Raw genomic sequence first — 22464 nt, forward strand, 5'->3', positions numbered from 1 at the left:
AACACACCTCTGTACGACGTGACTACATCCGTTACCGAAGATACATTCGATCACTGTTGCGGCTTTCGGGGCAACTCGACGCCACATCGCGGGAATCCGGCGGATGCGCCGGGTTCTGCGCACAGGAAACACACATCACCCCTTTCCTCCTGCTCGCGGGGGACGCCGCGACAGGGCCGGCGCGCCCGATTCCGGTGATGCGGCAGCGGCGTGGGACGGCCCGGACCGGCCCCCTGACCTCAGTCACGCGCCACCGCCAGCCGGTCGCCCCCGCCGGTGACCGCGACCGCACCGTCCTCGTCCGTGCGCAGCACCGTCGCACCCTCCGCCCGCAGCGCCGCGACCGTGCTCGGGGCCGGGTGGCCATAGGGGTTGTCCCGGCCGCAGGAGATGAGAGCGAGGCGTGGGGCCACCCTGCGTATCAGGTCCGCGTCCTGGTGGGCGCTGCCGTGGTGTGCCACCTTCAGGACGTCCACTCCGGTCAGCTCTTGGGCGGCGGGGGAGGCCAACATGGCCTGCTGGGCAGGGGGTTCGAGGTCGCCGAGGAGCAGCAGGCGCAACCCGGCCGACCTCACCAGCAGGGTGACGCTGGCGTCGTTGGGTCCGTCCGGCTCCGGCACGGGGTCCGACGGCGGCCAGAGCACCTGCCAGGTGAGCGACCCGGTCCGCCGCCGCTCCCCCGCCGCGGCGCGGGTCAGCGGGATGTGCCGGGCGGCCGCCTGGGCCCGTACCCACAGCGCCTGTTCGGCGGGCTCGGCGAACCCGGTCGTCTCGATCGCCCCCACCGCACGGCCCCGCAGCACACCGGGGAGCCCGGCCACGTGGTCGGCGTGGAAGTGGGTGAGCACCAGCAGCGGGACGCGGGTGATGCCGAGCGCGCTCAGGCACCGGTCCACCAGCACCGGGTCGGGGCCGGCGTCCACCACGATGCCGGTGCCCTCGCCCGCCGCCAGGACGGTCGCGTCGCCCTGGCCCACGTCGCACATCGCGTACCGCCACCCCGGCGGCGGCCACCCCGTGATCACCCTGGTCAGCGGCGGTGGCCTGACCACCACCAGGGCCAGGAGCAGCGCGGTCGCGGCCGCGAGCCAGGGCCGCCGCAGGATCCGCCGCCCGACGGCCACGACACCCGCCGTGACCACCGCCAGCAGCAAGGCCCCGGTCCAGCTGCCCGGCCAGTCCACCCCCGCGCCCGGCAGTGACGCCCCGGTGCGGGCGATGTCCGCGATCCAGCCGACGGGCCACCCCGCGCACCACGCGAGCCCCTTGGCGAGGGGCATCGCCACCGGCGCCGTCGCCAGGGCCGCGAAGCCCAGTACGGTGGCCGGGGCGACCGCGAACTCCGCGAGCAGATTGCACGGCACCGCCACCAGGCTCACCCGGGCGGACAGCACCGCGACCACCGGGGCACACAGCGCCTGCGCGGCTGCTGCCGCCGCCAGCGCCTCGGCCGGACGCGGCGGAACCCCTCGTCGCCGCAGCGCGGCACTCCACCGGGGTGCCACGGTCAGCAGCGCGCCGGTCGCCAGCACGGAGAGCAGGAAGCCGTACCCACGGGCCAGCCACGGGTCGTACAGCACCAGCAGCAGTACCACCGCCGCCAGTGCCGGGAGCAGCGATCTGCGGCGCCCGGTGGCGAGGGCGAGCAGCGCGACCGCGCCGCAGGCCGCCGCCCGCAGCACGCTCGCGTCCGGCCGGCACACCACGACGAAGCCCAGCGTGAGCACGCCGCCGAGCAGCGCGGTCCCGCGCAGCGGGATGCCGAGCCGGGGGGCGAGTCCGCGGCGCTCCGCGCGCTGGGCGAGCCCCGGCGGGCCCAGGAACAGGGCCAGCAGCAGCGTGAAGTTGCCCCCGCTGACCGCCAGTAGATGCGTGAGGTCGGTCGCCTTGAACGCGTCGTCCAGTTCCGGGGTGACCCGTGCGGTGTCCCCCACGACCAGTCCCGGCAGCAGCGCCCGCGCGTCCGAGCCGAGGCCGGCGGTCGCCTCCCGGAGCCCGGCCCGCAGCCGCCCCGCCCAGCGCTGCGGTGCCGAGGGCGCCGCCACCGTTTCGGGCGGCCCCTTCCCCCGTACCCGTAGCACGGCCGCCACCCGGTCCCCGCCGGACAGCGCCGGCGCGAGCCGTGCGACCACCCTCAGCCGGGTCGACGGCAGCAACTCCAGCCAGGGCGACCGCCGGTCACCGCTCGCGCCGGGTCCCGGCCCGGCTGCTCCGGTTCCGGTCCCGGCCGCCCCGGCCCCGGCGGTGCCGGCTCCCGCCTCCGCCGCCGTTCCGGTTCCGGCCGTCCCGGTTCCCTCGGCCGTGATCCGGTGGCCGCGGGCGTCGACCAGGAGCAGTACCGGCGTACGGACCGCCGCCGTCGTGCCGTCCGGTCTCGTCAGCCGTCGTACGTCCGCGTGCAGCAGCACCGCGGTCGGCGCCGCGTGGTCGCCGACGACCTTCGGGCGGACGAGCCGTGGGTCGGAGGTCAGTTCGACCTCCGCGGTCACCGTGGCGTAGTGCCGGGCGAGGCCGGGAACCGGTCCGCGCCGCAGGTCCGCGCCGTGCAGCCCGGCGGAGGTGGCGGCCGCGGCGACGCACAGCAGTACGGCGGCGACGGGCACCGCGGGCCAGGCGGTCCGCCGTGACAGCAGCAACCCGGCGGCGACCAACACGCAGCCGACGGCCACGCCGGTGACCCACCCCGGCGGCGCGGTCAGCGCCCAGGCCGCCGCCGCCCACGCGCCCAGCGCCGGCGGCACCAGCCGCAGGTCCGCCGGGCCCCGCTGCCGGGGAGACGCCTCCCCCGGGCGCCCACCCGCCGGAGTCTCCCCGCGCCGACCACCCAACGGCGCCTCTTCGAGCCGACCCGCTGCCGTAGCCTCCTCCCGCCGACGACCCGCCGTAGCCTCCCCGAGCCGGCCTCTCGCCCGGGCCTCAGCGATCCGCCCGGTGCCCGTCCGCCCGATGCCGGTCCGCCCGGAGCCGGTCCGCCCGATGCCGGTCCGCCCGGCGCGGAGTCCGCGTGCGGCTCCCGCCCGGCCGGGTCGCGCCCGGTCCGCCGGGCTCCTGCCGCCCGGGGACCGGGGGCGTGGGCCGCGCCGCGGCACCGGCGCCGGTCCCCGCGCCGCCGTCCGTGGTGTGCTCATGGCCGCACCAGCTCCCGCAGGTCCGCGAACCGTCGGTCCCCAATGCCGGTCACCTCGCGCAGTTGGTCGACCGACGTGAAACCGCCGTGCTGTGTGCGGTAGTCGATGATGTGCTGGGCGAGGACCGGGCCCACGCCCGGCAGCGTGTCCAACTGGTCGGCGGTGGCGGCGTTCAGGGACACGGGGCTCGCCGGTCCCGCACCGCCGGGTGCCGCTCCGGCGCCTTGGGAGCCCGGCGCGGGCGCGGGCGCGGCACCGGGCGCCGGGGCGGGCGCCGGTCCGCCGACCACGACCTGTTCGCCGTCCACCAAAACCCGGGCGCGGTTCAGGGTGTCGAGATCCGTGCCGGAGCGCACTCCACCGGCCGCGCGCAGGGCGTCCGCGACCCGGGAACCCGCGGGCAGCCGCTGGACGCCCGGATGCCGCACCTTGCCGCTGACGTCGACGACGACCGTCGCACCGGGGCTGCTCCCCGCCGCCGCGGGTACTCCCGGTGCCTTGGCATCCCGGGCACGTGGCGACGGCCCCGCGCTCGCTCCCGTGCCGTCACCGCCGTGCCCGCCGTACGGGGCCGCCGCCCGTACCGGCTGCGGTGCCGTGACCTCCTCGGTGCGACCGGACCAGAAGTGTCCGCCGGCGAGGACCGCGGCCACCACGAGCAGGACCGCGAGCGCCGCAAGGCTCCTGCGTTCCAGTCCGCACCGGGTCCGCAGCCACAGCGGCGTCCGCTCGCGCACCGCGAGCCCCACCCGCTCCCGCCAGGTCGGCCGGGGCACGACAGCCGTCTCGGGTACGGCATCCGTACCGGGCACGTCATCCGTGTCGGACACCTCGGCCTCGACCTCGGCAACGGCCGTCCCCGTGCTCCTCCCCCGTTCACGGTCCAGCGACGGCTCCGCCGCCCACGGGGGCCCGTGCCCCGCCTCGTCCCGCCCCGGTTCCGGTCCCGCCGCCTCCGCCTCCGTGAAGAAGGGGTGCGTCCCCGGCGGCGGCAGCCGGTCCTCGGCCGGTGGTGCCGGCACGGGCGTGCGACGGCCCGCCACGGCGCCGTCCGTGAAGAGGGCCTCCGCGCGCACCCGCAGTGCCTCGGCCACCGGGGCATCCCGCTGTCGCTCGCGAGGACGCCGGCCGGAACCAGGCCACGCGGAGTCGCGCCGACCGGAGCCGCGCAACGCGGAGTCGTGCCGCCCGGGACCGCGCCGCGCGGCACGATGCCGGGCGCGGCCGTCGGAGCCGGGGCCGCGCCCCGGACCACTGGTGGGAGTCGCCGTACGTGAAAGTGATCGAAGTGCCATGCGGGCAGGATCGGACAGACCGCGCCCGTCGCGATGATCTTGGTCAAATACCGTGGATTACTCGCCGGTTGTGGATATCTCCGTCACCCACAAGGGTGACTCACACCAGACAACATTGACCCCGACACACCGACACCACCGACACCACCGACACCACATCAACGGTGCGAGACGACCGCACCCAGCAACCCCGGCCCCGTATGCGCCCCGATCACCGCGCCGACCTCGCTCACGTGCAGCTCCGCGAGGCCCGGTACCCTCGTCCGCAGCCGCTCGGCGAGCGCCGCCGCCCGCTCGGGCGCGGCGAGATGGTGCACCGCGATGTCGACCTGCGCGCCGGCGGCCCGCTCGGCCACGATCTCCTCCAGGCGGGCGATCGCCCTGGAAGCCGTGCGGACCTTCTCGAGCAGGTCGATACGGCCGTCGTCCAGCTGCAGCAGCGGTTTGACGGCGAGGGCGGAGCCGAACAGCGCCTGGGCGGCGCCGATCCGGCCGCCGCGCCGCAGATAGTCGAGGGTGTCGACGTAGAAGAACGCGGAGGTCCCGGCGGCCCGCTTCTCCGCCGCCGTGACCGCCTCGTCGACCGTGCCGCCCGCCTCCGCCGTCTCGGCCGCGGCGAGGGCGCAGAAGCCGAGCGCCATGGCGACCATGCCGGTGTCCACGACGCGTACCGGCACGGGCGCCTCCCGCGCGGCCAGCACCGCGGCGTCGTACGTGCCGGAGAACTCGGAGGAGAGGTGGAGGGAGACGATGTCGGTGGCTCCCGTCCCGGCGACTTCGCGATAGGTCTCCGCGAACACCTGGGGGCTGGGCCGCGAGGTGGTGACGGGCCGTCGCTTCTGCAGTGCCTCGGCCAGGGAGCGGGCCGAGATCTCGGTCCCCTCCTCGAGCGCCCGGTCGCCCAGGACCACGGTCAGCGGCACCGAAGTGATGCCGTGGCGCTCCATCGTCCGCGGCGGCAGGTAGGCCGTGGAATCGGTGACGATCGCGACATGGCGGGACATGAGCTGGAGGTTACCTGCCGTGGCGAACCGGAGGCAGCCCGACCCCTTCCGCCCGCGGTGACACCGACGGGATCACGTCATCGGCCTGGCGTCGGCCGCGGGCGCCGGTCATGTCGTCGTCTCGGGACGGGGCTTCTTCTCCCAGGGGTAGGCGATCCGCGGCCCGGACGGCGGCGCCACGGCGGGACGGACCGGCCGCTCCGCTCCCGATGCCTCCGCCCTCGACGCAGACGCCTTCGACGCCGGATCCCCGGCGGACGCCGCCGCCGGCCCCGGCCCCGGCGCCGTACCCGGCCCCGCCCCCGGTTCCGTCGTCCAGTGCCTCAGCGCCCCCGCCTCGATGTCTATCTGGCCGCTCAGCGTCGACAGGTCGTCCTCCGTGAAGCGGCGGGCGCGCTCGTGGGCCGCCCAGCGCAGGGAGTCGGCGGACTTCGTGATCCGCTCCGTGCGCTCGCGCAGCTCCGGCAGGCGCCGGGCGAGGCCGCCGCGGTCCGGATCGCCCTCCAGGCGCCGGAGTTCGTCGTCGAGTTGCCGGCCGTGGCCGCTGAGCCGCTCGAAGAGGCCGAGGGACTCCTTCAGCGAGGCGTCCTCGACGGCCCCCGCCTCCAGCGTCTCCTGGGTGGCGCGCAGCGACGTGCGCAGCTTCAGCCTGAGCTGGGCCAGCTCGCCCGCCGGGCCGGGCAGCGCGAACGTCCTGGCGCGCAGCGTGGTGTCCTCGACGGTGCGCCGGGCCTGGGTGAGCGTCCGGTCCACGCCGCGCTTCGCGGCGCCGACCGCCTTGACGGTGGCGTACACGCCGAGGGCGACGAAGAGCACGAAGAGCAGTGCGACGACCGCGATGACCGTTTCCACGGCGCTCCTCCTCCACGCAGGTGTGCACGGCTGCTCCGCCGCTCTTCCACGGTAAACGCACCGGGCAGGCCCCGGGTTCCCGCGGAACCCCGAACCTGCCCGTAGGGGATCACCCCCAGACGCACGCCCAGGCGTGACCCCTGGGAGATCAGCCCCGGACGCACGCCCAGGCGTGACCCCTGGGAGATCGGCCCCGGACGCACGCCCACGCGCGCCCCCAGCGGTTCACTCCCAGACGGCACGCACCCTTACGCCGGGACGATGTTCACCAGCTTCGGCGCCCGCACGATCACCTTGCGGATGCCCGCCCCGCCCAGCGCCGCCACGACCTTCTCGTCGGCCAGCGCCACCTTCTCCAGCTCGTCGTCCGAGATGGACGGCGAGACCTCCAGGCGGGCCTTGACCTTGCCCTTGACCTGCACCACACAGGTGACGGTCTCGTCGACGACGTACGCCGGGTCGGCGACGGGGAAGTCCTGGTGGACCACCGAGTCGGTGTGGCCCAGCCGGCGCCACAGCTCCTCGGCGATGTGCGGGGCCAGCGGCGCCACCATCAGCACCAGCGGCTCGGCCACCGCGCGCGGCACCGCCCCGCCCGTCTTCGTCAGGTGGTTGTTCAGCTCGGTGACCTTGGCGATGGCGGTGTTGAACCGCATGCCCTCCAGGTCCTGGCGCACCCCGTCGATCGCCTTGTGCAACGCCCGCAGCGTCTCCACGTCGATGTCGGCGTACGCGACGTCCGAGACGGTGACCGCGCCGCTGTCCTCATCGACGACGTTGCGCCACAGCCGCTGCAGCAGCCGGAACTGGCCGACGACCGCACGCGTGTCCCACGGCCGGGAGACGTCCAGGGGGCCCATCGCCATCTCGTACAGGCGCAGGGTGTCGGCCCCGTACTCGGCGCAGATCTCGTCCGGGGTGACCGCGTTCTTCAGGGACTTGCCCATCTTGCCCAGCAGCCGGGAGACCTGCTCGCCCTGGTAGGAGTACGCGCCGTCGCGCTCCTCCACCTCGGCGGCCGGCACCGCGATGCCGCGGCTGTCGCGGTAGACGTAGGCCTGGATCATGCCCTGGTTGAACAGCTTGTGGAACGGCTCGGCGGAGGAGATGTGCCCCAGGTCGTACAGGACCTTGGACCAGAAGCGCGCGTACAGCAGGTGCAGTACGGCGTGCTCGGCACCGCCGACGTACAGGTCGACGCCGCCGTGCGGCATGCCCTCGCGCGGGCCCATCCAGTACTGCTCGATCTCGGGGTCGACCAGCTTCTCGCTGTTGTGCGGGTCCAGGTAGCGCAGCTCGTACCAGCAGGAACCGGCCCAGTTGGGCATGGTGTTGGTCTCGCGGCGGTATTTCCGGGGCCCGCGCCCGTCGCCCAGATCGAGAGTGACGTTGACCCAGTCCTCGTTGCGCGACAGCGGGGTCTCGGGCTGGGTGTCGGCGTCGTCCGGGTCGAAGGTGCGCGGCGAGTAGTCCTCGACCTCGGGCAGCTCCAGGGGCAGCATCGACTCGGGCAGCGGGTGGGCGATGCCGTCCTCGTCGTAGACGATCGGGAAGGGCTCGCCCCAGTAGCGCTGGCGGCTGAACAGCCAGTCGCGCAGCCGGAAGTTGACGGTGCCCTCGCCGACGCCCTCGCGCGCCAGCCACTCGGTGATGCGGGCCTTGGCCTCGACGACGCCCAGGCCGTCCAGGGTGACGGAGTCGTTCGCGGAGTTGACGAGCGTCGCGTCGTAGGAGGCGAAGGCGTCCTCCCACTCCGTGGTGTCGGTGCCGCGGCCGTCGGTGGGCCGCACGACGCAGCGGACCGGCAGTTCGAAGGCGCGTGCGAACGCGAAGTCACGGGTGTCGTGGGCGGGAACGGCCATGATCGCGCCGGTGCCGTAGCCCATCAGGACGTAGTCGGCGATGAAGACGGGGACGCGCTCGCCGTTGACCGGGTTGATGGCGTAGGCGCCGATGAAGACGCCGGTCTTGTCCTTGGCCTCGGCCTGACGTTCGACGTCGGACTTGGACGCGGCCTGCGCGCGGTAGGCGGCGACGGCCTCGGCGGGGGTGGCGTGACCGCCGGTCCACACCTCGTGGGTGCCCTCCGGCCAGGCGGCCGGGGTGAACTTCTCCACCAGGGGGTGCTCGGGCGCCAGCACCATGTAGGTGGCGCCGAACAGGGTGTCGGGGCGGGTGGTGAAGACGGTGATGCGCTCGCCGTCCAGGGGGAAGTCGACGCGGGCGCCCTCGGAGCGGCCGATCCAGTTGCGCTGCTGCAGCTTGATGGCCTCGGGCCAGTCCAGCGCGTCCAGGTCGTCGAGCAGCCGGTCGGCGTAGGCGGTGATCCGCATGTTCCACTGGCGCAGCTTGGCCTTGAAGACCGGGTAGTTGCCGCGCTCGGAGCGGCCGTCGGCGGTGACCTCCTCGTTGGCCAGCACGGTGCCCAGGCCGGGGCACCAGTTGACGGGCGCGTCGGAGGCGTAGGCCAGGCGGTACTCGCCCAGGACGTCGGCGCGCTCGGCCTCGCTCAGCGCGCTCCACGCGCGCGTGGTGCCCGGTACGGGCCGCTCACCGGATGCGAACTGTGCGACCAGCTCGCTGATCGGGCGGGCCCTGCGCGTCTGCTCGTCGTAGTAGGAGTTGAAGATCTGCAGGAAGATCCACTGGGTCCACTTGTAGTAGTCCGGGTCGATCGTGGCGAAGGACCGGCGCTTGTCGTGGCCCAGGCCCAGCCGGCGCAGCTGGGAGGTCATGTTCTCGATGTTGGCCTCGGTGGAGACCCGGGGGTGCGTGCCGGTCTGCACGGCGTACTGCTCGGCGGGCAGGCCGAAGGCGTCGAAGCCCAGGGTGTGCAGGACGTTGTGGCCGGTCATCCGCTGGAAGCGGGCGTAGACGTCGGTGGCGATGTAGCCCAGCGGGTGGCCCACGTGGAGACCCGCGCCGGAGGGGTACGGGAACATGTCCATGATGAACTTCTTGGGCCGGGCGGCCAGGACCGGGTCACCGGCCAGGTCGCCCTTCGGGTTGGGCGCCTCGTACGTGCCCTCGGCGGCCCAGAAGTCCTGCCAGCGTGCCTCGATGTCGGCCGCCATGGCGGCCGTGTAGCGGTGCGGCGCTGCCTGGGCCGACAGGGCGTCGGCAGCGGGGTTCGTCTCGCTCATGATCCTCAAAGCTCCATCGATCGTCTGCGCCCACGGCTGCGGATTCCGGGAACGGACTCCCGGAAACGAAAAAACCCCTCGCACAGGAGGGGACGCCGCGCCGATTCCGACCGTCTCACTTGCCGGTCGGGACTGATCAGCGCGGCTCGCTAAGCAGAAGGCGTACGGCACGCATGGCGACAGGGTACCGCAGCGGCCGAGCGCCCCGCGACGGACTTCCGCCCGCCGGACCCCCCCGGTCCCCCAACCGTCATCCCGGCACCGGCCGGGGTGACGGGCGGAAAAACTTGAACAATGTTCAATTGTTACTTCGCGTAATGCCCTCTATAGGACAACGCACACCCCTGGAGACTCTTAGATAACAAGGCAATAACTCAAACCTCGTACCGCTCGGTTTGGAGCCGCCTTAGAGTGCAGCAGCGGGACCGCTTTCCCGAACCGCTCGGAGTCGCCCCCATGAATCCTCGTCGTAGTGCCAGCTCGCTGCCCAGGCCAGGCCGTTCGGCCTACGGGCTGGCGAGCGCCGTCGTCCTGCTGCTGATACCCGTCGTCGTGCTGGCCGGCGGGAACTCGGTACGGGACTTCCTCAACTTCGGCGCCGGCGTGCTGTCGCTGGTCGCCCTCTCCTGCTCGGTGATCTGGGGTCTGGTCGCGACCGACCGCATCTTCCTCAACACGCGCCAGCGCATCGTGGCGCAGGCCGTGCACCGGACGACGGCCATCTCCTCGGTGGCCTTCCTGCTGCTGCACGTGACGGTCAAGCTGGCGCTCGACCACACGCAGTTCATCGCCGCGGTGATCCCCTTCAGCCTCGGCTTCACCGGCATCGCCGGGCTCGTCGGCCTCGGCTCGGTGGCCGGACTGCTCATGATCTTCACCGCCGTCACCGGCGCCCTGCGCAGCGTCTTCGCGTCCCCCGCGCCGGTCGCCGCCCGCTGGCGGGCGATGCACATGCTGGCCTACCCCGCCTGGTGCTGCGCCCTGGTGCACGGCCTCTACGCGGGTCGCGCGGTGAAGTCTCCCCTCTTCACCGTCATGTACGAGCTGTGCCTGGTCGGCGTCATGGCGGCGCTCGCCCTGCGCAGCGCCCCGCGCCCCTTCAAGCGCAAGGTCGCCGACCGGATCGTCGCCCTCATCGGCACCGACAACCGGATCGGCCGCGAGGGCCTGGAGGCCAGCCGCGCCCGCAACGCGGAGGCGGCCGCCACGGCGGGCTTCGCGGCCCGCCCCGCCGGCTCCGGCCGCCGCTCCCCCGGCCCGGCGGGCGCCGGCGCCACCGGGTCCGCGCCGCTCTACGACACCTCCGGCTCGCGCGCCATGAGCCCGGAGCCCGAGAGCGGCTTCGCGGCCGCCTACCGGACCGTCTCGAACACCCGGGCCCAGGACCCCTTCGCCGACGCCACCCGGCCCATGGACGTGCCGATGGGCATGCAGGGCACCGGTCCGCTGCCGCGCATGGACGGCGGCGCCCCGGCGGGCCCGCGCTGGCCCGCCCCGTCCCCGCCGCCGGTGGGCGAGGCCCCGCCCTCCGCGTACGACCCGATGACCGACACCTTCGCGGGCGGGATGACGTACCAGAGCGGCTACGACAACTCCTCCGGGACTTTCTCGGCCGCGGGTGAGTCGAACACACCCTTCGGTACGTACAACCCCAATGACACGTACAACAGCGGTCCCGCCAGCGACACCCTGCCCGGTGCCTTCGACGCCCCGGGCTCCGGAGAACCATGGAACACGCCTTCCGGAGGCTTTAAGTGAACGAGGCCCTGCCCGACGTCCCCGAGGTCCGCGTCGTCGGACTTCCCCAGCTCACGTCGGGCTTCGACCTTGTGGAACGGCTCGATCTGCCCATGCACCTGAAGGTGCACGGGCCGCTCGAGCCGATGGGCGGCGAGCAGCTCGCACAGCTCGCCGAACAGATATCCCTGAAGGGAAGGGGCGGCGCCGGCTTCCCCTTCCACAAGAAGCTGCGGTCGGTCGCCGAACAGGCGATCCGCCGCGGCACCCGGCCGGTGGTCGTGGTCAACGGAAGCGAGGACGAACCCGCCTGCCGCAAGGACACGGTGCTGATCAACCGGGCACCGCACCTCATCCTGGACGGCGCCCTGCTGGTCGCCGAGGCCCTGGGCGCGCGCACCCTGGTGGTGGGCGTGACCCGGGAGTCCACCGAACGCTCGATGGAGCAGGCGCTCTCCGAGCGCGGGCTCGGCGACCGGCGCGGCGCCGCCATCCGCGCGCGCGTGCAGCGCAACCCGGTACGGATGGTGACGGGCGCCGCCGCCTCGCTGATCCGTTCGATCGACGGCGGCCCGGCCATCCCGCCGGGCCGCAAGATCAGCGCCTCGCAGAGCGGGGTGGGCGGCGCGCCCACACTGCTCTCCAACGCGGAGACGTTCGCCCAGCTGGCGATCGCCGCCCGCATCGGCCCGGACCGCTACCGCAACACCGGCCTCTACGACGAGCCGGGCACCGTGATGCTCACGGTCTCCGGCGCCGTCGCCCGCCCCATGGTGATCGAGGTCCCCACCGGCGTGCCCCTGCGGTACGTACTCCAGCTGGCCGGCGCCCCGCCGGTGCCGCAGGGCGTGCTGACGGGCGGTTACCACGGCAAGTGGATCGACGCGGCCACGGTCGACGAGGCGATCGTCTCGCGCAACTCCCTGGACGCCGTCGGGGGTTCGCTGGGCGCGGGCGCCATCCTGCCGATCCGTCAGGAGACCTGCCCGCTGGGCGAGTCGCTCCAGGTGGCGAAGTGGCTGGCGGAGGAGAGCGCGGGCCAGTGCGGCCCCTGCTACCTCGGCCTGCCGGCCGCCGCGCGCGGCATGGAGGACATCCTGAACGGCGGCGGTCCGGCCGCCCTGGAGGCCCTCAAGCAGGTCGCCAAGGCCGTGAAGCGGCGCGGCGCCTGCTCGCACCCGGACGGCTCGGCGATGTTCCTGGAGTCGACCATCAAGGCGTTCACGGACGACCTGGCCGCCCATGTCCTGGGCAACGGCTGCGGACGGCCCGTGGAGGGCGTACTGCCCCTCTTCGAGGGCGGCAGGGCGCCGACCGGCATCCCGGGCGGCGGCCAGGCCGAGCCCGAGGCGGGCGACAGCCGGCAGAAGATCTACGTCGACTGGACGCTGTGCCGGGGCCACGGGCTGTGCGCGGACATCCTCCCCGAGGTCTTCGAACTGGGTGCCGACGGCTTCCCGACCGTCGCACAGGCCCCCGTGCCCCGGTACGCCGAGGCGAAGGCGCTGCGGGCGGTACGGCGGTGCCCGGCGCTGGCGCTGCGCATCGAGGAGGACACGCGCTCCTCGGCGCCGTCCCGCAATCTGCCCGTCCTCTCCCAGGGCCGCGGCGGAGGCCGGGGCCGGCGGGCGCTGGGCAGCGGCCGCTGAGATTTCGAGAGGGCTGTTCCCGGCGGCGGCGCGGCCGGGAACCGCCCCCGGTTCTCTCCACCCACGCGAAAGGCGGGCCATCCGTTTCCGGATGACCCGCCTCACGTCTTCTGTGTTTGTGGAGCTAAGGAGAATTGAACTCCTGACCTCCTGCATGCCATGCAGGCGCTCTACCAACTGAGCTATAGCCCCGTACGGTCACGCGGTGACGCCGCGTTTCCGAGCGGTCCGCCCGGTCTCCCCGGCGGCGACGCCAACATTACACGGTCCGGGGGGTCGACCACCAAATCGATTCCGGTGCCCGCGGGCGGCCGGGGCCGGGGGCCCGGCCGGCGGACGCGGGCCCGCGGGCTCAGGCCGTCGCGAACGAGTAGAACCGCTTGAGCGTGCAGTGCTCGTCGAGCAGCCGGCCGTAGATCGGCTCACCCTCGAGTTCGCGGTACGTCTCGATCGGGTCGCCTTTTATGATCAGCGCCCGCGCGCACTCCTCGCACCAGTACTGGTAGTCCTGGTTCACCGGCTCCATGTCGCGGACGATCGGCGTGCCACTGCCGCACCAGTCGCACTTCCGCCTGTGTGCACCCATCGATCAGCTCCAGCTGTGGCCGCAGGCCGTGCACACGTAGGAAACGCCGCCGTTGTCGCCGAGGACCTGGGCGACGAGGGACGAACCGCAGGAAGGGCAGTCCAGGGAGGTGGCCTTCTTTCTCGGCACCGCCACTGCGAGGAGGCCCCGGACCTCCCCGCGGATGCTCGCAGGCATCGCCACTCCCTCCCGTCGGGCCGCGCTCCCTTCCGGCCGTTTGATTCTGCCACGGCCGGGCCAATACGGTCAGCGACGCCTTCGTACCAGTCCGGACACGGCACCCGGGACACCCGCCGCGACCGGCGCGTACGTGCGGATGAGGAGCGCGTCCGCAGAGATATACGCCCCCGGAACCCGAAGTGACTCAAGCCGGTCCGCACGAGTGTGCGGAAAGTGCCGTACCCCGGTTCGCTGCCCTTCATTCCGGGAGGGGTTCCCCCGGGACTGCCCCGGAGGCCGGTCCGTGCGCCGCCGAGTGCGCCTACCGTGAGAGCTTTCCCTCCGTCACCGGAAAGGTCCGCGTATGCGCGCCAACGAGTCGCCGGCCGAGCACACGTCCGAGGCTGCCCGAGCCCTGCCCCCCGGCCTCACCGCGCGGAAGCGGGACACGGGACGGGCCGCCGACGCGGCCGGGCACGGCGATCCCGCGTCGCCGCACACGATCCGCGCCCTGCAGCGCAGCGCGGGCAACGCCGCCGTGACGCGGATGCTGCAGCGGCGGCAGGAGGAGGAGCGGCACACGCACGGCGCCGGGTGCGGGCACGAGCAGCCCGCGCCGGTCCAGCGGCGCTCCGCCGTGGACAAGGTGCTGAGCTCTCCCGGGACACCGCTGCCCGGACCCGTGCGGAGGGACATGGAGAGCCGCCTCGGCGCGGACTTCTCCGACGTGGTGCTGCACACGGACAGCCTCGCCAAGGAGTCGGCGGTGCAGATGCAGGCGGTCGCCTGGACCTCGGGCAACCACATCGCCATGGATCCGCAGCGCGCCGACCCGCACACGCTCCCCCACGAACTCACGCATGTGATCCAGCAGCGCCAAGGGCCGGTGGCGGGCAGGGACATGGGTGACGGGACGAGGATGTCCGATCCCTCGGACGCCTTCGAGCGGGCGGCCGAGGCCAACGCGCGCCGCGTCATGTCGGGACCGGCGCCCAGCCACGCCCCGGAGTCCGGTGAGGACACCGGCTGGTGAGACCGGCGTGCGCCCCCCGCTTCGGGGGCGCACGAAGCGGGGGGCGCGGACATTGTCCGCGCCCCCCGCTTCACGAAAGTGCGCAATACGTGGAGCTAAGGAGAATTGAACTCCTGACCTCCTGCATGCCATGCAGGCGCTCTACCAACTGAGCTATAGCCCCTTGTCGTTCTTCCCGCTCGGCGGGCGAACAAGAAGAACTTTAGCCTGCGGCCGGCCGGAAAGTGAAATCCGACGGTTCAGACGTCGTCGCCGAGGACCGGCTCCGGGAGGGTGCCCGCGTTGTGCTCCAGGAGGCGCCAGCCGCGGGTGCCCTCGCCGAGGACGGACCAGCAGCAGTTCGACAGGCCGCCGAAGCTCTCCCAGTGGGGCGACTCCAGGCCGAGGAGCCGCCCGATGGTGGTGCGGATGGTGCCGCCGTGGCTGACCACCACCAGCGTGCCGTCCTCGGGCAGCTTCTCGGCGTGCCGCAGCACGACGGGGGCGGCCCGGTCGGCGACCTCCGTCTCCAGCTCGCCGCCGCCGCGGCGGACCGGTTCGCCGCGCTTCCAGGCGGCGTACTCCTCGCCGTGGCGGGCGATGATCTCCTCGTGCGTCAGCCCCTGCCAGACGCCCGCGTAGGTCTCGCGCAGCCCCTCGTCGTACGCCACGTCCAGACCGGTGAGCGCGGCGAGCTCGCCGGCGGTGGCGGCGGCCCGCTTGAGGTCGGAGGCCACGATGGCGTCCGGGCGCAGGGAGGCGAGGAGCCGGGCGGCCCGGCGGGCCTGGCCGACGCCGACCTCGGTCAGTTCGACGTCCGTGGAGCCCTGGAAGCGCCGCTCCACGTTCCACCGAGTCTGGCCGTGCCGCCACAGGATGACGCGGCGGCCGCGGCCGGGCCGCCGGCCGGTTTCGCCGTCCGTGGCGGGGTTCACCGCGGCTCCCCGCCGAACTCCGCCGCCTCCTCGGCCGCACGCAGCTTGGCGTGCTCCTCGGCCTTGCCGCGGGTGGCCCGGGCGTCCTCGGGGAGGTCGAGCTCGGGGCAGTCCTTCCACAGCCGCTCCAGGGCGTAGAAGACGCGCTCCTCGCTGTGCTGGACGTGCACCACGATGTCCACGTAGTCGAGCAGCACCCAGCGGGCCTCGCGGTCGCCCTCGCGGCGTACCGGCTTGGCGCCGAGTTCCTTGTTGAGCCGTTCCTCGATCTCGTCGACGATCGACTTGACCTGGCGGTCGTTGGGCGCGGACGCCAGCAGGAAGGCGTCCGTGATCGACAGGACGTCGCTGACGTCGTAGGCGATGATGTCGTGCGCGAGCTTGTCGGCGGCCGCCTGGGCGGCGGCGTTGATGAGCTCGAGAGAGCGGTCGGTAGCGGTCACTGCGCGGCTTTCCGTGTCGGCGGTCGGGGCGGTGCGGGGGCCCGGGGCCGCACCAGGCGGCGACCGCCCGCACGGGGTATCACTTCCCCAAGGGTCTCACGGTCCGCCGGGGACCCTTGGCGATTAACGGACCGCCCCGGGGGCCGGGGCGGTCCGGGACTCACGTCGACGGCTTGTAGTCCTGCCCCAGGACGACGGACACGTTGGCGCCGGAGGTGACCGTGCCCTTCGTCACGGCGCTGGTGGGCAGCCCCAGGGTCTTGGCGACCTCGACGGCGTTCCCCTTGTCGTCGGCGTCCTTGTAGGTGACGGCGGACGCGGCCTGTGCGGTGCCCGTGCCGGCGTCGAGGAAGGTGTAGCCGCCGTTGACGAGGGTCACGCGGGCCTTCTCGGTGTCGTCCTTGTCGCCGGTGGCGTTCTTGATGCCGACGCGGACGGCGTCCCCGGCCTCCGGGCTCTTCACCGTGCCGCCGAGCAGCTTCTTGACCACGCCGTCGGTGGCCGAGTCGTCGACGCTCCCGTCCGACCGCACCGGCACCGTGTCGGTGGTGTAGTCGCCCTCCTTGGCGTGCGCGGCGAGCTTGGCGAGGAAGGCGCCGAGATCCTTGTCGGTGAGGGAGGGGTCGAGGATCTGCGCGAGGGTCTGCACGGTGGTCGTGGCGGCGCCCGCGTCGGAGGACAGCTTGCGCAGCACGCCCTGCATGACCTGCCCGAACCGCTTCAGCTGGACGTCCTGGGACTCCCCGGAGGCGCGGTAGGTGGCGTAGGCGACGGCCATCTTGCCGCTGAGGGTCTGGCTCTCGCCCTTGTGGACGAGGATCTCGGCGTCCTTCTTCTTGCTGCTGGGGTCGGGCACGTCGGCGTCGGTGTCCACCTCGATGGTGCCGACCAGCTCGACCAGGTTGTTCAGGTACGGGGTGTCCAGGCGCCAGGTGCCCTCGATGTCGGTGCCGAGGACGGTGTCGAGTTCGTCGCGGGTGCCGGTGGAGCCGTCGTCGTCGACCGACTTGGCGAGGGTGGTGGTGGACCCGTCGTCCGAGGTCAGGCTGAGGGAGTTGGGCAGCAGCACGGTGGCGCCCTGCTTGGTGGTGGTGTTGTCGACGAGGAGCGCCGTGGAGGTGCCGCCGCCCTTGGTGTTGTGCAGGTGGACGACGATGACGTCACGGCTCTGGGCGCCGGCCGCGGTCGTGGTGCCGGCGCTGCCGTCGTCGGAGGAGCCGCCGGGCAGCTTGCCCGCGTACCAGAGGTAGCCGACCCCTCCGACGGCGACGAGGGCGAGCGCGACCACGAGGGCGACGACACGGCTGCGGGCCCGGCGCTTGGCCTCCTCGCGGCGCTCGGTGCGGTTCTCGGTGAACTTGAGCCAGTCGATGACGTCCTCGGAGTCGCCGTCGGGCTCCTCGACGAAGGCGAACTGCTCGGTGCGGTACTCGGGGGCGGCGTCGGGGTCGGCACCGGGGTCCGGCTCGGACTTCTCCCGCGTCTCCTGGGCGACCGGGTCCGCCGGGCGCGCCTGCTGGGGGATGTGGGCGGTCCGGTCGGCACCACGGCCGGCCGGCTGCCCGTAGGGGTCCTCGGGGACGCCCGGGGCGCCGCCGGTGGTCCCGTACGGGTCGTACGGGCCGTACGAGGAGCCGCCCGCGCCGGTGTCGTACGGCGGGGCCTGCTGCTGCGGGGCGGCGGCATACGGGTCGTAGCCGTAACTGGAGTAGTCCTGCCGGCCGGAGTAGTCCTGCCGGCCGGAGTAGTCCTGCTGACCGGACTGGCCGGAGTAGCCGGTCCCGTCGACTTGGCCCGACTGGCCCGACTGGTCGGCGTAGCCCCGGGGTTGCTGCGGCGGGCGGCCGGCGTAGGGGTCGTAGCCCTCGGGTGCCCGGGGCGCGGGCACCTGCCGGTACACGGGCTGCCCGAACTCGTCGTAGCCGACGAGCTCGTACTGGTCGCCGCCGCCCGCGTATCCGTCGTATCGGTCGTTCACCGGTGCCCCTCTCGGCTCACTCGCCGCGGTACAGCTGGCGTTTGTCGATGTAGCGCACCACGCCGTCCGGCACCAGGTACCAGACCGGCTCGCCGCTCGCGACCCGCTCGCGGCAGTCGGTGGAGGAGATGGCCAGCGCCGGGACCTCGACCAGCGAGACACCGCCCTCGGGCAGGCCCGGGTCGGTCAGGGTGTGGCCGGGGCGGGTGACGCCGATGAAGTGGGCGAGGGAGAACAGTTCCTCGGTGTACCGCCAGGTGAGGATCTGTCCCAGGGCGTCGGCACCGGTGATGAAGAACAGGTCGGTGTCGGGGTTGAGGGCGCGCAGGTCGCGCAGGGTGTCCGTGGTGTAGGTGGGGCCGCCGCGGTCGATGTCGATGCGGCTGACGGAGAACTGCGGGTTCTCGGCGGTGGCGATGACCGTCATCAGATAGCGGTCCTCGGCCGGCGTGACGTGCCGGTCGGCCTTCTGCCAGGGCTGGCCGGTGGGGACGAACACCACCTCGTCCAGATGGAACTGCGCGGCGACCTCGCTGGCGGCGACGAGGTGTCCGTGGTGGATCGGGTCAAACGTTCCGCCCATGACGCCGAGACGGCGTTTGCCCGGGTTCGACGGTGCGTTGCCGGGGCCGCGCCGGGCCCCGGGGGCCGCGCCGCTCGCCGGACCGGTAGGCATGTCCTGCTCTCCCATGCGTGCAGACCCTACCGGCCCGTCCCACGAGCTCCGTCCGACGGGCGTCCCTCGAGCCATGTCATGGCCGGGACCACACTGCGCCCGGGGTTCAGCGGTCGCGGTTGAACCGGGTGGTGATCCACAGCAGCAGGAGCAGGATGAACAGGGCCGCGCCGCCCGTCACGGCGGGGTTGAGGCTCTCGTGGTTGCCACCGTGCTCCCCGCCCTCGGCGGCGAGAGTGACCAACTGGGCTGCGGTGCTGGGAAGGCTCATCTTCGGCAGACCTATCCGGTGTGGGCGGAATAAAGACGTCGCCTCATCGTATGCGGGGGCCTGTGCGCGCCTCACGCCGACTCCACCGTTGGGGCGGGCGCGGGGCCCCGGGGGCCGCTCCGGGCACCTGTTCGGGCAACCGTTCGGGGCTGAAACGCGTCAGTCGTCGTGTCGGCCGTAACCGCGCAGCACGAACCAGGCGGTGAAGGCGCAGCCGACGACCATGACGATCAGTACGACGCGGAGGAGGTATCCGGAGCCCTGCCGTGCGGCGGCGTCGGCCGCCCCGGTGAGCCAGGCGGCGGGGATGTGCTCCATGGATCGCTCCTTACGGGTGTGCTGCCCTGCCACGGTAACTCCGCCTAGGCTGGGTCCCGCTCCGGGAAGCGTGGGGAGGGCGGGTGTTCTTGTACGGCTCCCACCGGATTCTCACCGCCGTCACACCTTCGACGACGCCTACGTATGGGGGACCACATGTCCGACGACAGCCGACCGAACGGATCCCACGGGCACGAGAAGGTGCCCAGCAGGCAGCGCAGGCGGTTCCCGGGGATCTCCTCGCGCGCGTACGAACATCCGGCGGACCGTTCGGCCCTGGTGGCCCTGCGCAAGCTCAGCGGCTTCGACACCGTCTTCAAGGCGCTCAGCGGCCTGCTGCCCGAGCGCAGCCTGCGGCTGCTGTTCCTGTCCGACTCGGTACGGGTCTCGGACGCGCAGTTCGCCCACCTCAACGACATGCTGCGGGACGCCTGTTACATCCTGGACCTGGAGAAGGTCCCGCCGATGTACGTCACGCAGAACCCGCAGCCCAACGCGATGTGCATCGGCATGGACGAGCCGATCATCGTGGTGACCACGGGGCTCGTCGAGCTGCTCGACGAGGAGGAGATGCGGGCGGTCGTCGGGCACGAGGTGGGGCACGCGCTGTCCGGTCACTCCGTGTACCGCACGATCCTGCTGTTCCTCACCAGCCTCGCGCTGCGGGTGGCCTGGATTCCGCTGGGCAACCTCGCGGTCATGGCGATCGTGACCGCGCTGCGCGAGTGGTTCCGCAAGTCGGAGCTGTCGGCGGACCGGGCGGGGCTGCTGGTCGGGCAGGACCTGCGGGCGTCGATGCGGGGGCTGATGAAGATAGCGGGCGGCAACCATCTGCACGAGATGAACGTGGACGCGTTCCTGGAGCAGGCGGAGGAGTACGAGGCGGGGGGTGACCTGCGGGACTCCGTGCTGAAGATCCTGAACGTGCTGCCGCGGTCGCATCCGTTCACCACGGTGCGGGCGGCCGAGCTGAAGAAGTGGGCGGAGTCGCGGGACTACCAGCGGGTGATGGACGGGCACTATCCGCGGCGGGCGGAGGACAAGGACGCGTCCGTGTCCGACTCCTTCCGGGAGTCGGCGGCGCACTACGCGAGCAGTGTGAAGAGCTCGAAGGATCCGTTGATGAAACTGGTCAGCGATCTCGCGGGTGGGGCCGGGGGGATCGGCGGGCGCGTGCGGCGCGGGTTCGACGGGTTCACGTCGACTCCGTCGAAGGATGCGCCCAGGGATGCGCCGGGGCGCGATGACGACGAGGGTGAGGGTTAGCGGGGGTTTGCCGGGGGTGTTCCCGCCCCCGCCGCCCCTACCCTTCCCGTCCCTTCAAGGGGCTTCGCCCCTTGGACCCCGGGCGTGCGTTGTCGGCTGACCGCCGGTGGGGCTTCTCGCGCAGTTCCTCGCGCCCCTTGCAGGGGCACGGTGACAGCTCGCGCCCGCGCGGCGGAGCCGCAGATCGAACACAGTCCCGCGCCCCTCACCGGGGCGCTGCCGTGGACAGTGTGCCGCAGAGGGCCGTGGGGGTGTCCGTGGCGTAGGGGTTGGTGCCGGCGGGGGTGCCGGGTTTGGCCTTGTGGCCGGCCAGGAGGGGGCGGAGGTGGTCCGCCTGGTCGTCGGCGCAGGACAGGGGACCGGCCTGGACGGAGGAGGCGGCCAGTTCCGTCTGGTGCAGCCGCAGGTCGCCCCGGTCGAAGTGGAACGTCAGTTCGCGCCGCACCGTGAACAGTGAGGCCTTGGCGTCGGCACCGGAGCCGGTCGGGCGCAGGGCGTACACCAGGGTGTGGTCGGCGACGACCTCCAGCACGTCGGAGGCGGCCTCGGTGGCCCGCAGGGTGCCGCGTACCCGGATGTTGCGGTCGGCCAGCTCGGCGCGGGAGGGGTCGAAGCGGATCAGCCAGCCGGTGGGGGCGTGCCGGCCGTCCGCGGCGGGGTGGGCGAAGCTCCGGTCGAACTGTTCGAACTGCTGCGGGTCGAGGAGCAGCCGTACGGACCGCACGGCGCCGCCGGTGAGGACGTCCGGGTCGAGCGCGGAGTCGACGAGGTAGTCCTTGGCGGTGGTCAGCGCGGAGAGGACCTGGCTCTCGGTGAAGTGCGCGGTGCGCCGCACGGCCGGCAGGGTGAATCCCTCGGCGCCGTGGCGGAACCGGGCGGCCGGGCTGCCGGCGAAGAGCGCCTCGGCGTCGGCGGAGCCGGGGACGGCGGAGCGCGGGGCCAGCGGGATCACCGTCATCCGCAGCGGCTGGGCGGACCGCGCGACGGGTTTCTGGTAGGGGTGGCGGAAACCCATGTAGATCGCGGTGCTGAAGGCGAGCGCGATCAGCAGGACGAGGAAGAGCACCTGCCGGGAGAGCCCGCGCCGCAGGACGGCGGGGCGGCGGCGCACGGCGGGGGCGTGGTCGGAGATCCGCTCCCGAGCGGAGAACTCCTGGAGGCGGGCAGCGCGGACGAACGATTCGTCGAAGACGACGGATCCGTACTCGTCCTCGCCACCGCCGGGGGCACCTTCGGGGGTCCCCTCGGGTGGGTTTCCTGGGCCGCCCATACTTTCAGGGTAGGTCTCGCGGAGCTCCGGTAAACGCTGCGCTACGAGACAAGTTGTGTCAGGTCCCGGCCAGGATGGGGCGGCGGCCCGCCCGGCCGGCTCAGGGTGCGGGCGGTACCGCGGAGACCGCGGGCGGGGAGAGTTCGGCGGACGTGCCGGGGTCCGCGTCGGCGCCCGTGCCCCGGCCCTGTTCCAGTCCCGTCGAGGCGGGCGGCGGGACCTGGTCCCGGCGGTCCGGGGAGGACGAGCCCCGGTAGACCGCGGCGAACGCCAGTGCGACCATGCCGACGCCCATCACGAGGGCGAGCATCCAGGCCACCGGGCGGTGCCAGCGGGCGTGCTTGCCGTACAGCCGTCCATGGACGCCGTGCCGACCGAGGAGGCCGCTGTCGTCCAGGTCGTCGAAGTCCGGGCCGTGGCCGGTGACCCGGCCGCCGTCCGGGCCGTGGCCGTCGTCGTAGGGGTCGTCGTCGTAGGGGTCGTCGTCGCCCAGGGCGCCCCGGGCGTGCGCCCGGCGGGCCTCGGCCTCCTGGGCCTCGGCGCGGGCCTGTGCGGCGGCGAGGAGGCGTTCCACGGCCGTCGGCTCGTGGACCACGGCGGCCCGTACGAAGGACTCGTCGAAGACCACGGAGGCGAACTCTTCGTCCGTCGCTCCGCGGTCGTGGTCGTCGTCGGGCTCCCAGCCGTCAGGGAACGGCGTGCCCCCCACGTCCTCCGGCACGGATCCAGAGTAGTCCCGGGG

Annotated in this window: 19 protein-coding genes and 2 tRNA genes; 4 read left to right on the top strand and 17 right to left on the bottom strand. The window is 73.0% G+C overall.

The features are described from left to right. Positions 1-239: 239 nt before the first annotated feature. The 5 genes from OIE12_RS10820 to leuS form a co-directional block, all read right to left on the bottom strand. The gene (locus OIE12_RS10820) at positions 240-2741 is read right to left on the bottom strand and encodes a ComEC/Rec2 family competence protein (RefSeq protein ID WP_329134158.1); all 2502 of its coding nucleotides are present in this window, start codon (positions 2739-2741) and stop codon (positions 240-242) included. Positions 2742-3124: 383 nt separating this feature from the next. Then, complete coding sequence (locus OIE12_RS10825) at positions 3125-4222, bottom strand: ComEA family DNA-binding protein (protein ID WP_329134160.1); 1098 nt, start codon at positions 4220-4222, stop codon at positions 3125-3127. A gap of 359 nt (positions 4223-4581) precedes the next feature. Beyond that, on the bottom strand, positions 4582-5427 hold the full coding sequence (locus tag OIE12_RS10830; protein ID WP_329134162.1) for a DegV family protein: 846 nt from the start codon (positions 5425-5427) through the stop codon (positions 4582-4584). Between the two features lie 108 nt (positions 5428-5535). Further along, complete coding sequence (locus tag OIE12_RS10835) at positions 5536-6279, bottom strand: hypothetical protein (protein ID WP_329134164.1); 744 nt, start codon at positions 6277-6279, stop codon at positions 5536-5538. Between the two features lie 248 nt (positions 6280-6527). Next, entirely contained in the window at positions 6528-9422 is a 2895-nt protein-coding gene (gene leuS, locus OIE12_RS10840) for a leucine--tRNA ligase (RefSeq protein ID WP_329134165.1), read from the bottom strand. A 456-nt stretch (positions 9423-9878) separates the two neighbouring features. On the opposite strand from leuS, the gene OIE12_RS10845 reads away from it, so the two are divergent. Both OIE12_RS10845 and OIE12_RS10850 read left to right on the top strand, forming a co-directional pair. Continuing rightward, positions 9879-11180: a cytochrome b/b6 domain-containing protein gene (locus OIE12_RS10845; RefSeq protein ID WP_329134168.1), complete on the top strand. Its 1302-nt coding sequence runs from the start codon at positions 9879-9881 to the stop codon at positions 11178-11180. After that, the gene (locus OIE12_RS10850; protein ID WP_329134170.1) at positions 11177-12808 is read left to right on the top strand and encodes an NADH-ubiquinone oxidoreductase-F iron-sulfur binding region domain-containing protein; all 1632 of its coding nucleotides are present in this window, start codon (positions 11177-11179) and stop codon (positions 12806-12808) included. Before OIE12_RS10845 ends, OIE12_RS10850 begins: the two co-directional genes overlap by 4 nt. A 119-nt stretch (positions 12809-12927) precedes the next feature. On the opposite strand, the gene OIE12_RS10855 is transcribed toward OIE12_RS10850, so the two are convergent. The 3 genes from OIE12_RS10855 to OIE12_RS10865 form a co-directional block, all read right to left on the bottom strand. Beyond that, a tRNA-Ala gene (locus OIE12_RS10855) sits at positions 12928-13000 on the bottom strand. 160 nt (positions 13001-13160) lie between these two features. Then, the gene (locus tag OIE12_RS10860) at positions 13161-13394 is read right to left on the bottom strand and encodes a hypothetical protein (protein ID WP_006137425.1); all 234 of its coding nucleotides are present in this window, start codon (positions 13392-13394) and stop codon (positions 13161-13163) included. A 3-nt stretch (positions 13395-13397) separates the two neighbouring features. Continuing rightward, on the bottom strand, positions 13398-13571 hold the full coding sequence (locus tag OIE12_RS10865) for a hypothetical protein (RefSeq protein WP_329134172.1): 174 nt from the start codon (positions 13569-13571) through the stop codon (positions 13398-13400). A 346-nt stretch (positions 13572-13917) separates the two neighbouring features. Between OIE12_RS10865 and OIE12_RS10870 the strand changes: the two genes are divergently transcribed. After that, positions 13918-14586, top strand: coding sequence for an eCIS core domain-containing protein (locus tag OIE12_RS10870; protein ID WP_329134174.1), 669 nt, complete (start codon positions 13918-13920; stop codon positions 14584-14586). 90 nt (positions 14587-14676) lie between these two features. On the opposite strand, the gene OIE12_RS10875 is transcribed toward OIE12_RS10870, so the two are convergent. The 7 genes from OIE12_RS10875 to OIE12_RS10905 form a co-directional block, all read right to left on the bottom strand. After that, a tRNA-Ala gene (locus OIE12_RS10875) sits at positions 14677-14749 on the bottom strand. 76 nt (positions 14750-14825) lie between these two features. Then, a complete protein-coding gene (locus OIE12_RS10880) occupies positions 14826-15500 on the bottom strand; it encodes a histidine phosphatase family protein (protein WP_329134176.1) in 675 nt (224 codons plus the stop codon). Next, positions 15497-15943, bottom strand: coding sequence for a ribosome silencing factor (gene rsfS, locus OIE12_RS10885; protein WP_329134178.1), 447 nt, complete (start codon positions 15941-15943; stop codon positions 15497-15499). Before rsfS ends, OIE12_RS10880 begins: the two co-directional genes overlap by 4 nt. A 160-nt stretch (positions 15944-16103) precedes the next feature. Then, positions 16104-17921, bottom strand: a complete 1818-nt coding sequence (locus OIE12_RS10890; protein WP_329134180.1) for an LCP family protein — start codon at positions 17919-17921, stop codon at positions 16104-16106. A gap of 16 nt (positions 17922-17937) precedes the next feature. Continuing rightward, positions 17938-18612, bottom strand: a complete 675-nt coding sequence (gene nadD / locus OIE12_RS10895) for a nicotinate-nucleotide adenylyltransferase (RefSeq protein ID WP_329134182.1) — start codon at positions 18610-18612, stop codon at positions 17938-17940. Positions 18613-18703: 91 nt separating this feature from the next. After that, positions 18704-18868: a hypothetical protein gene (locus OIE12_RS10900; protein WP_030381707.1), complete on the bottom strand. Its 165-nt coding sequence runs from the start codon at positions 18866-18868 to the stop codon at positions 18704-18706. A gap of 159 nt (positions 18869-19027) precedes the next feature. Then, the gene (locus tag OIE12_RS10905; RefSeq protein WP_030381708.1) at positions 19028-19186 is read right to left on the bottom strand and encodes a hypothetical protein; all 159 of its coding nucleotides are present in this window, start codon (positions 19184-19186) and stop codon (positions 19028-19030) included. Positions 19187-19330: 144 nt separating this feature from the next. On the opposite strand from OIE12_RS10905, the gene OIE12_RS10910 reads away from it, so the two are divergent. Beyond that, positions 19331-20452: a M48 family metallopeptidase gene (locus OIE12_RS10910; protein WP_443053796.1), complete on the top strand. Its 1122-nt coding sequence runs from the start codon at positions 19331-19333 to the stop codon at positions 20450-20452. Between the two features lie 205 nt (positions 20453-20657). Here OIE12_RS10910 and OIE12_RS10915 read toward each other — a convergent pair whose 3' ends face one another. Both OIE12_RS10915 and OIE12_RS10920 read right to left on the bottom strand, forming a co-directional pair. Continuing rightward, the gene (locus OIE12_RS10915; protein WP_329134188.1) at positions 20658-21722 is read right to left on the bottom strand and encodes an SCO2583 family membrane protein; all 1065 of its coding nucleotides are present in this window, start codon (positions 21720-21722) and stop codon (positions 20658-20660) included. A 100-nt stretch (positions 21723-21822) separates the two neighbouring features. After that, complete coding sequence (locus tag OIE12_RS10920; RefSeq protein WP_329134190.1) at positions 21823-22443, bottom strand: SCO2584 family spore wall biosynthesis protein; 621 nt, start codon at positions 22441-22443, stop codon at positions 21823-21825. Positions 22444-22464 lie beyond the last annotated feature (21 nt).

The sequence above is a fragment of the Streptomyces sp. NBC_00670 genome, assembly GCF_036226765.1.
Taxonomy (GTDB): Bacteria; Actinomycetota; Actinomycetes; order Streptomycetales; family Streptomycetaceae; genus Streptomyces.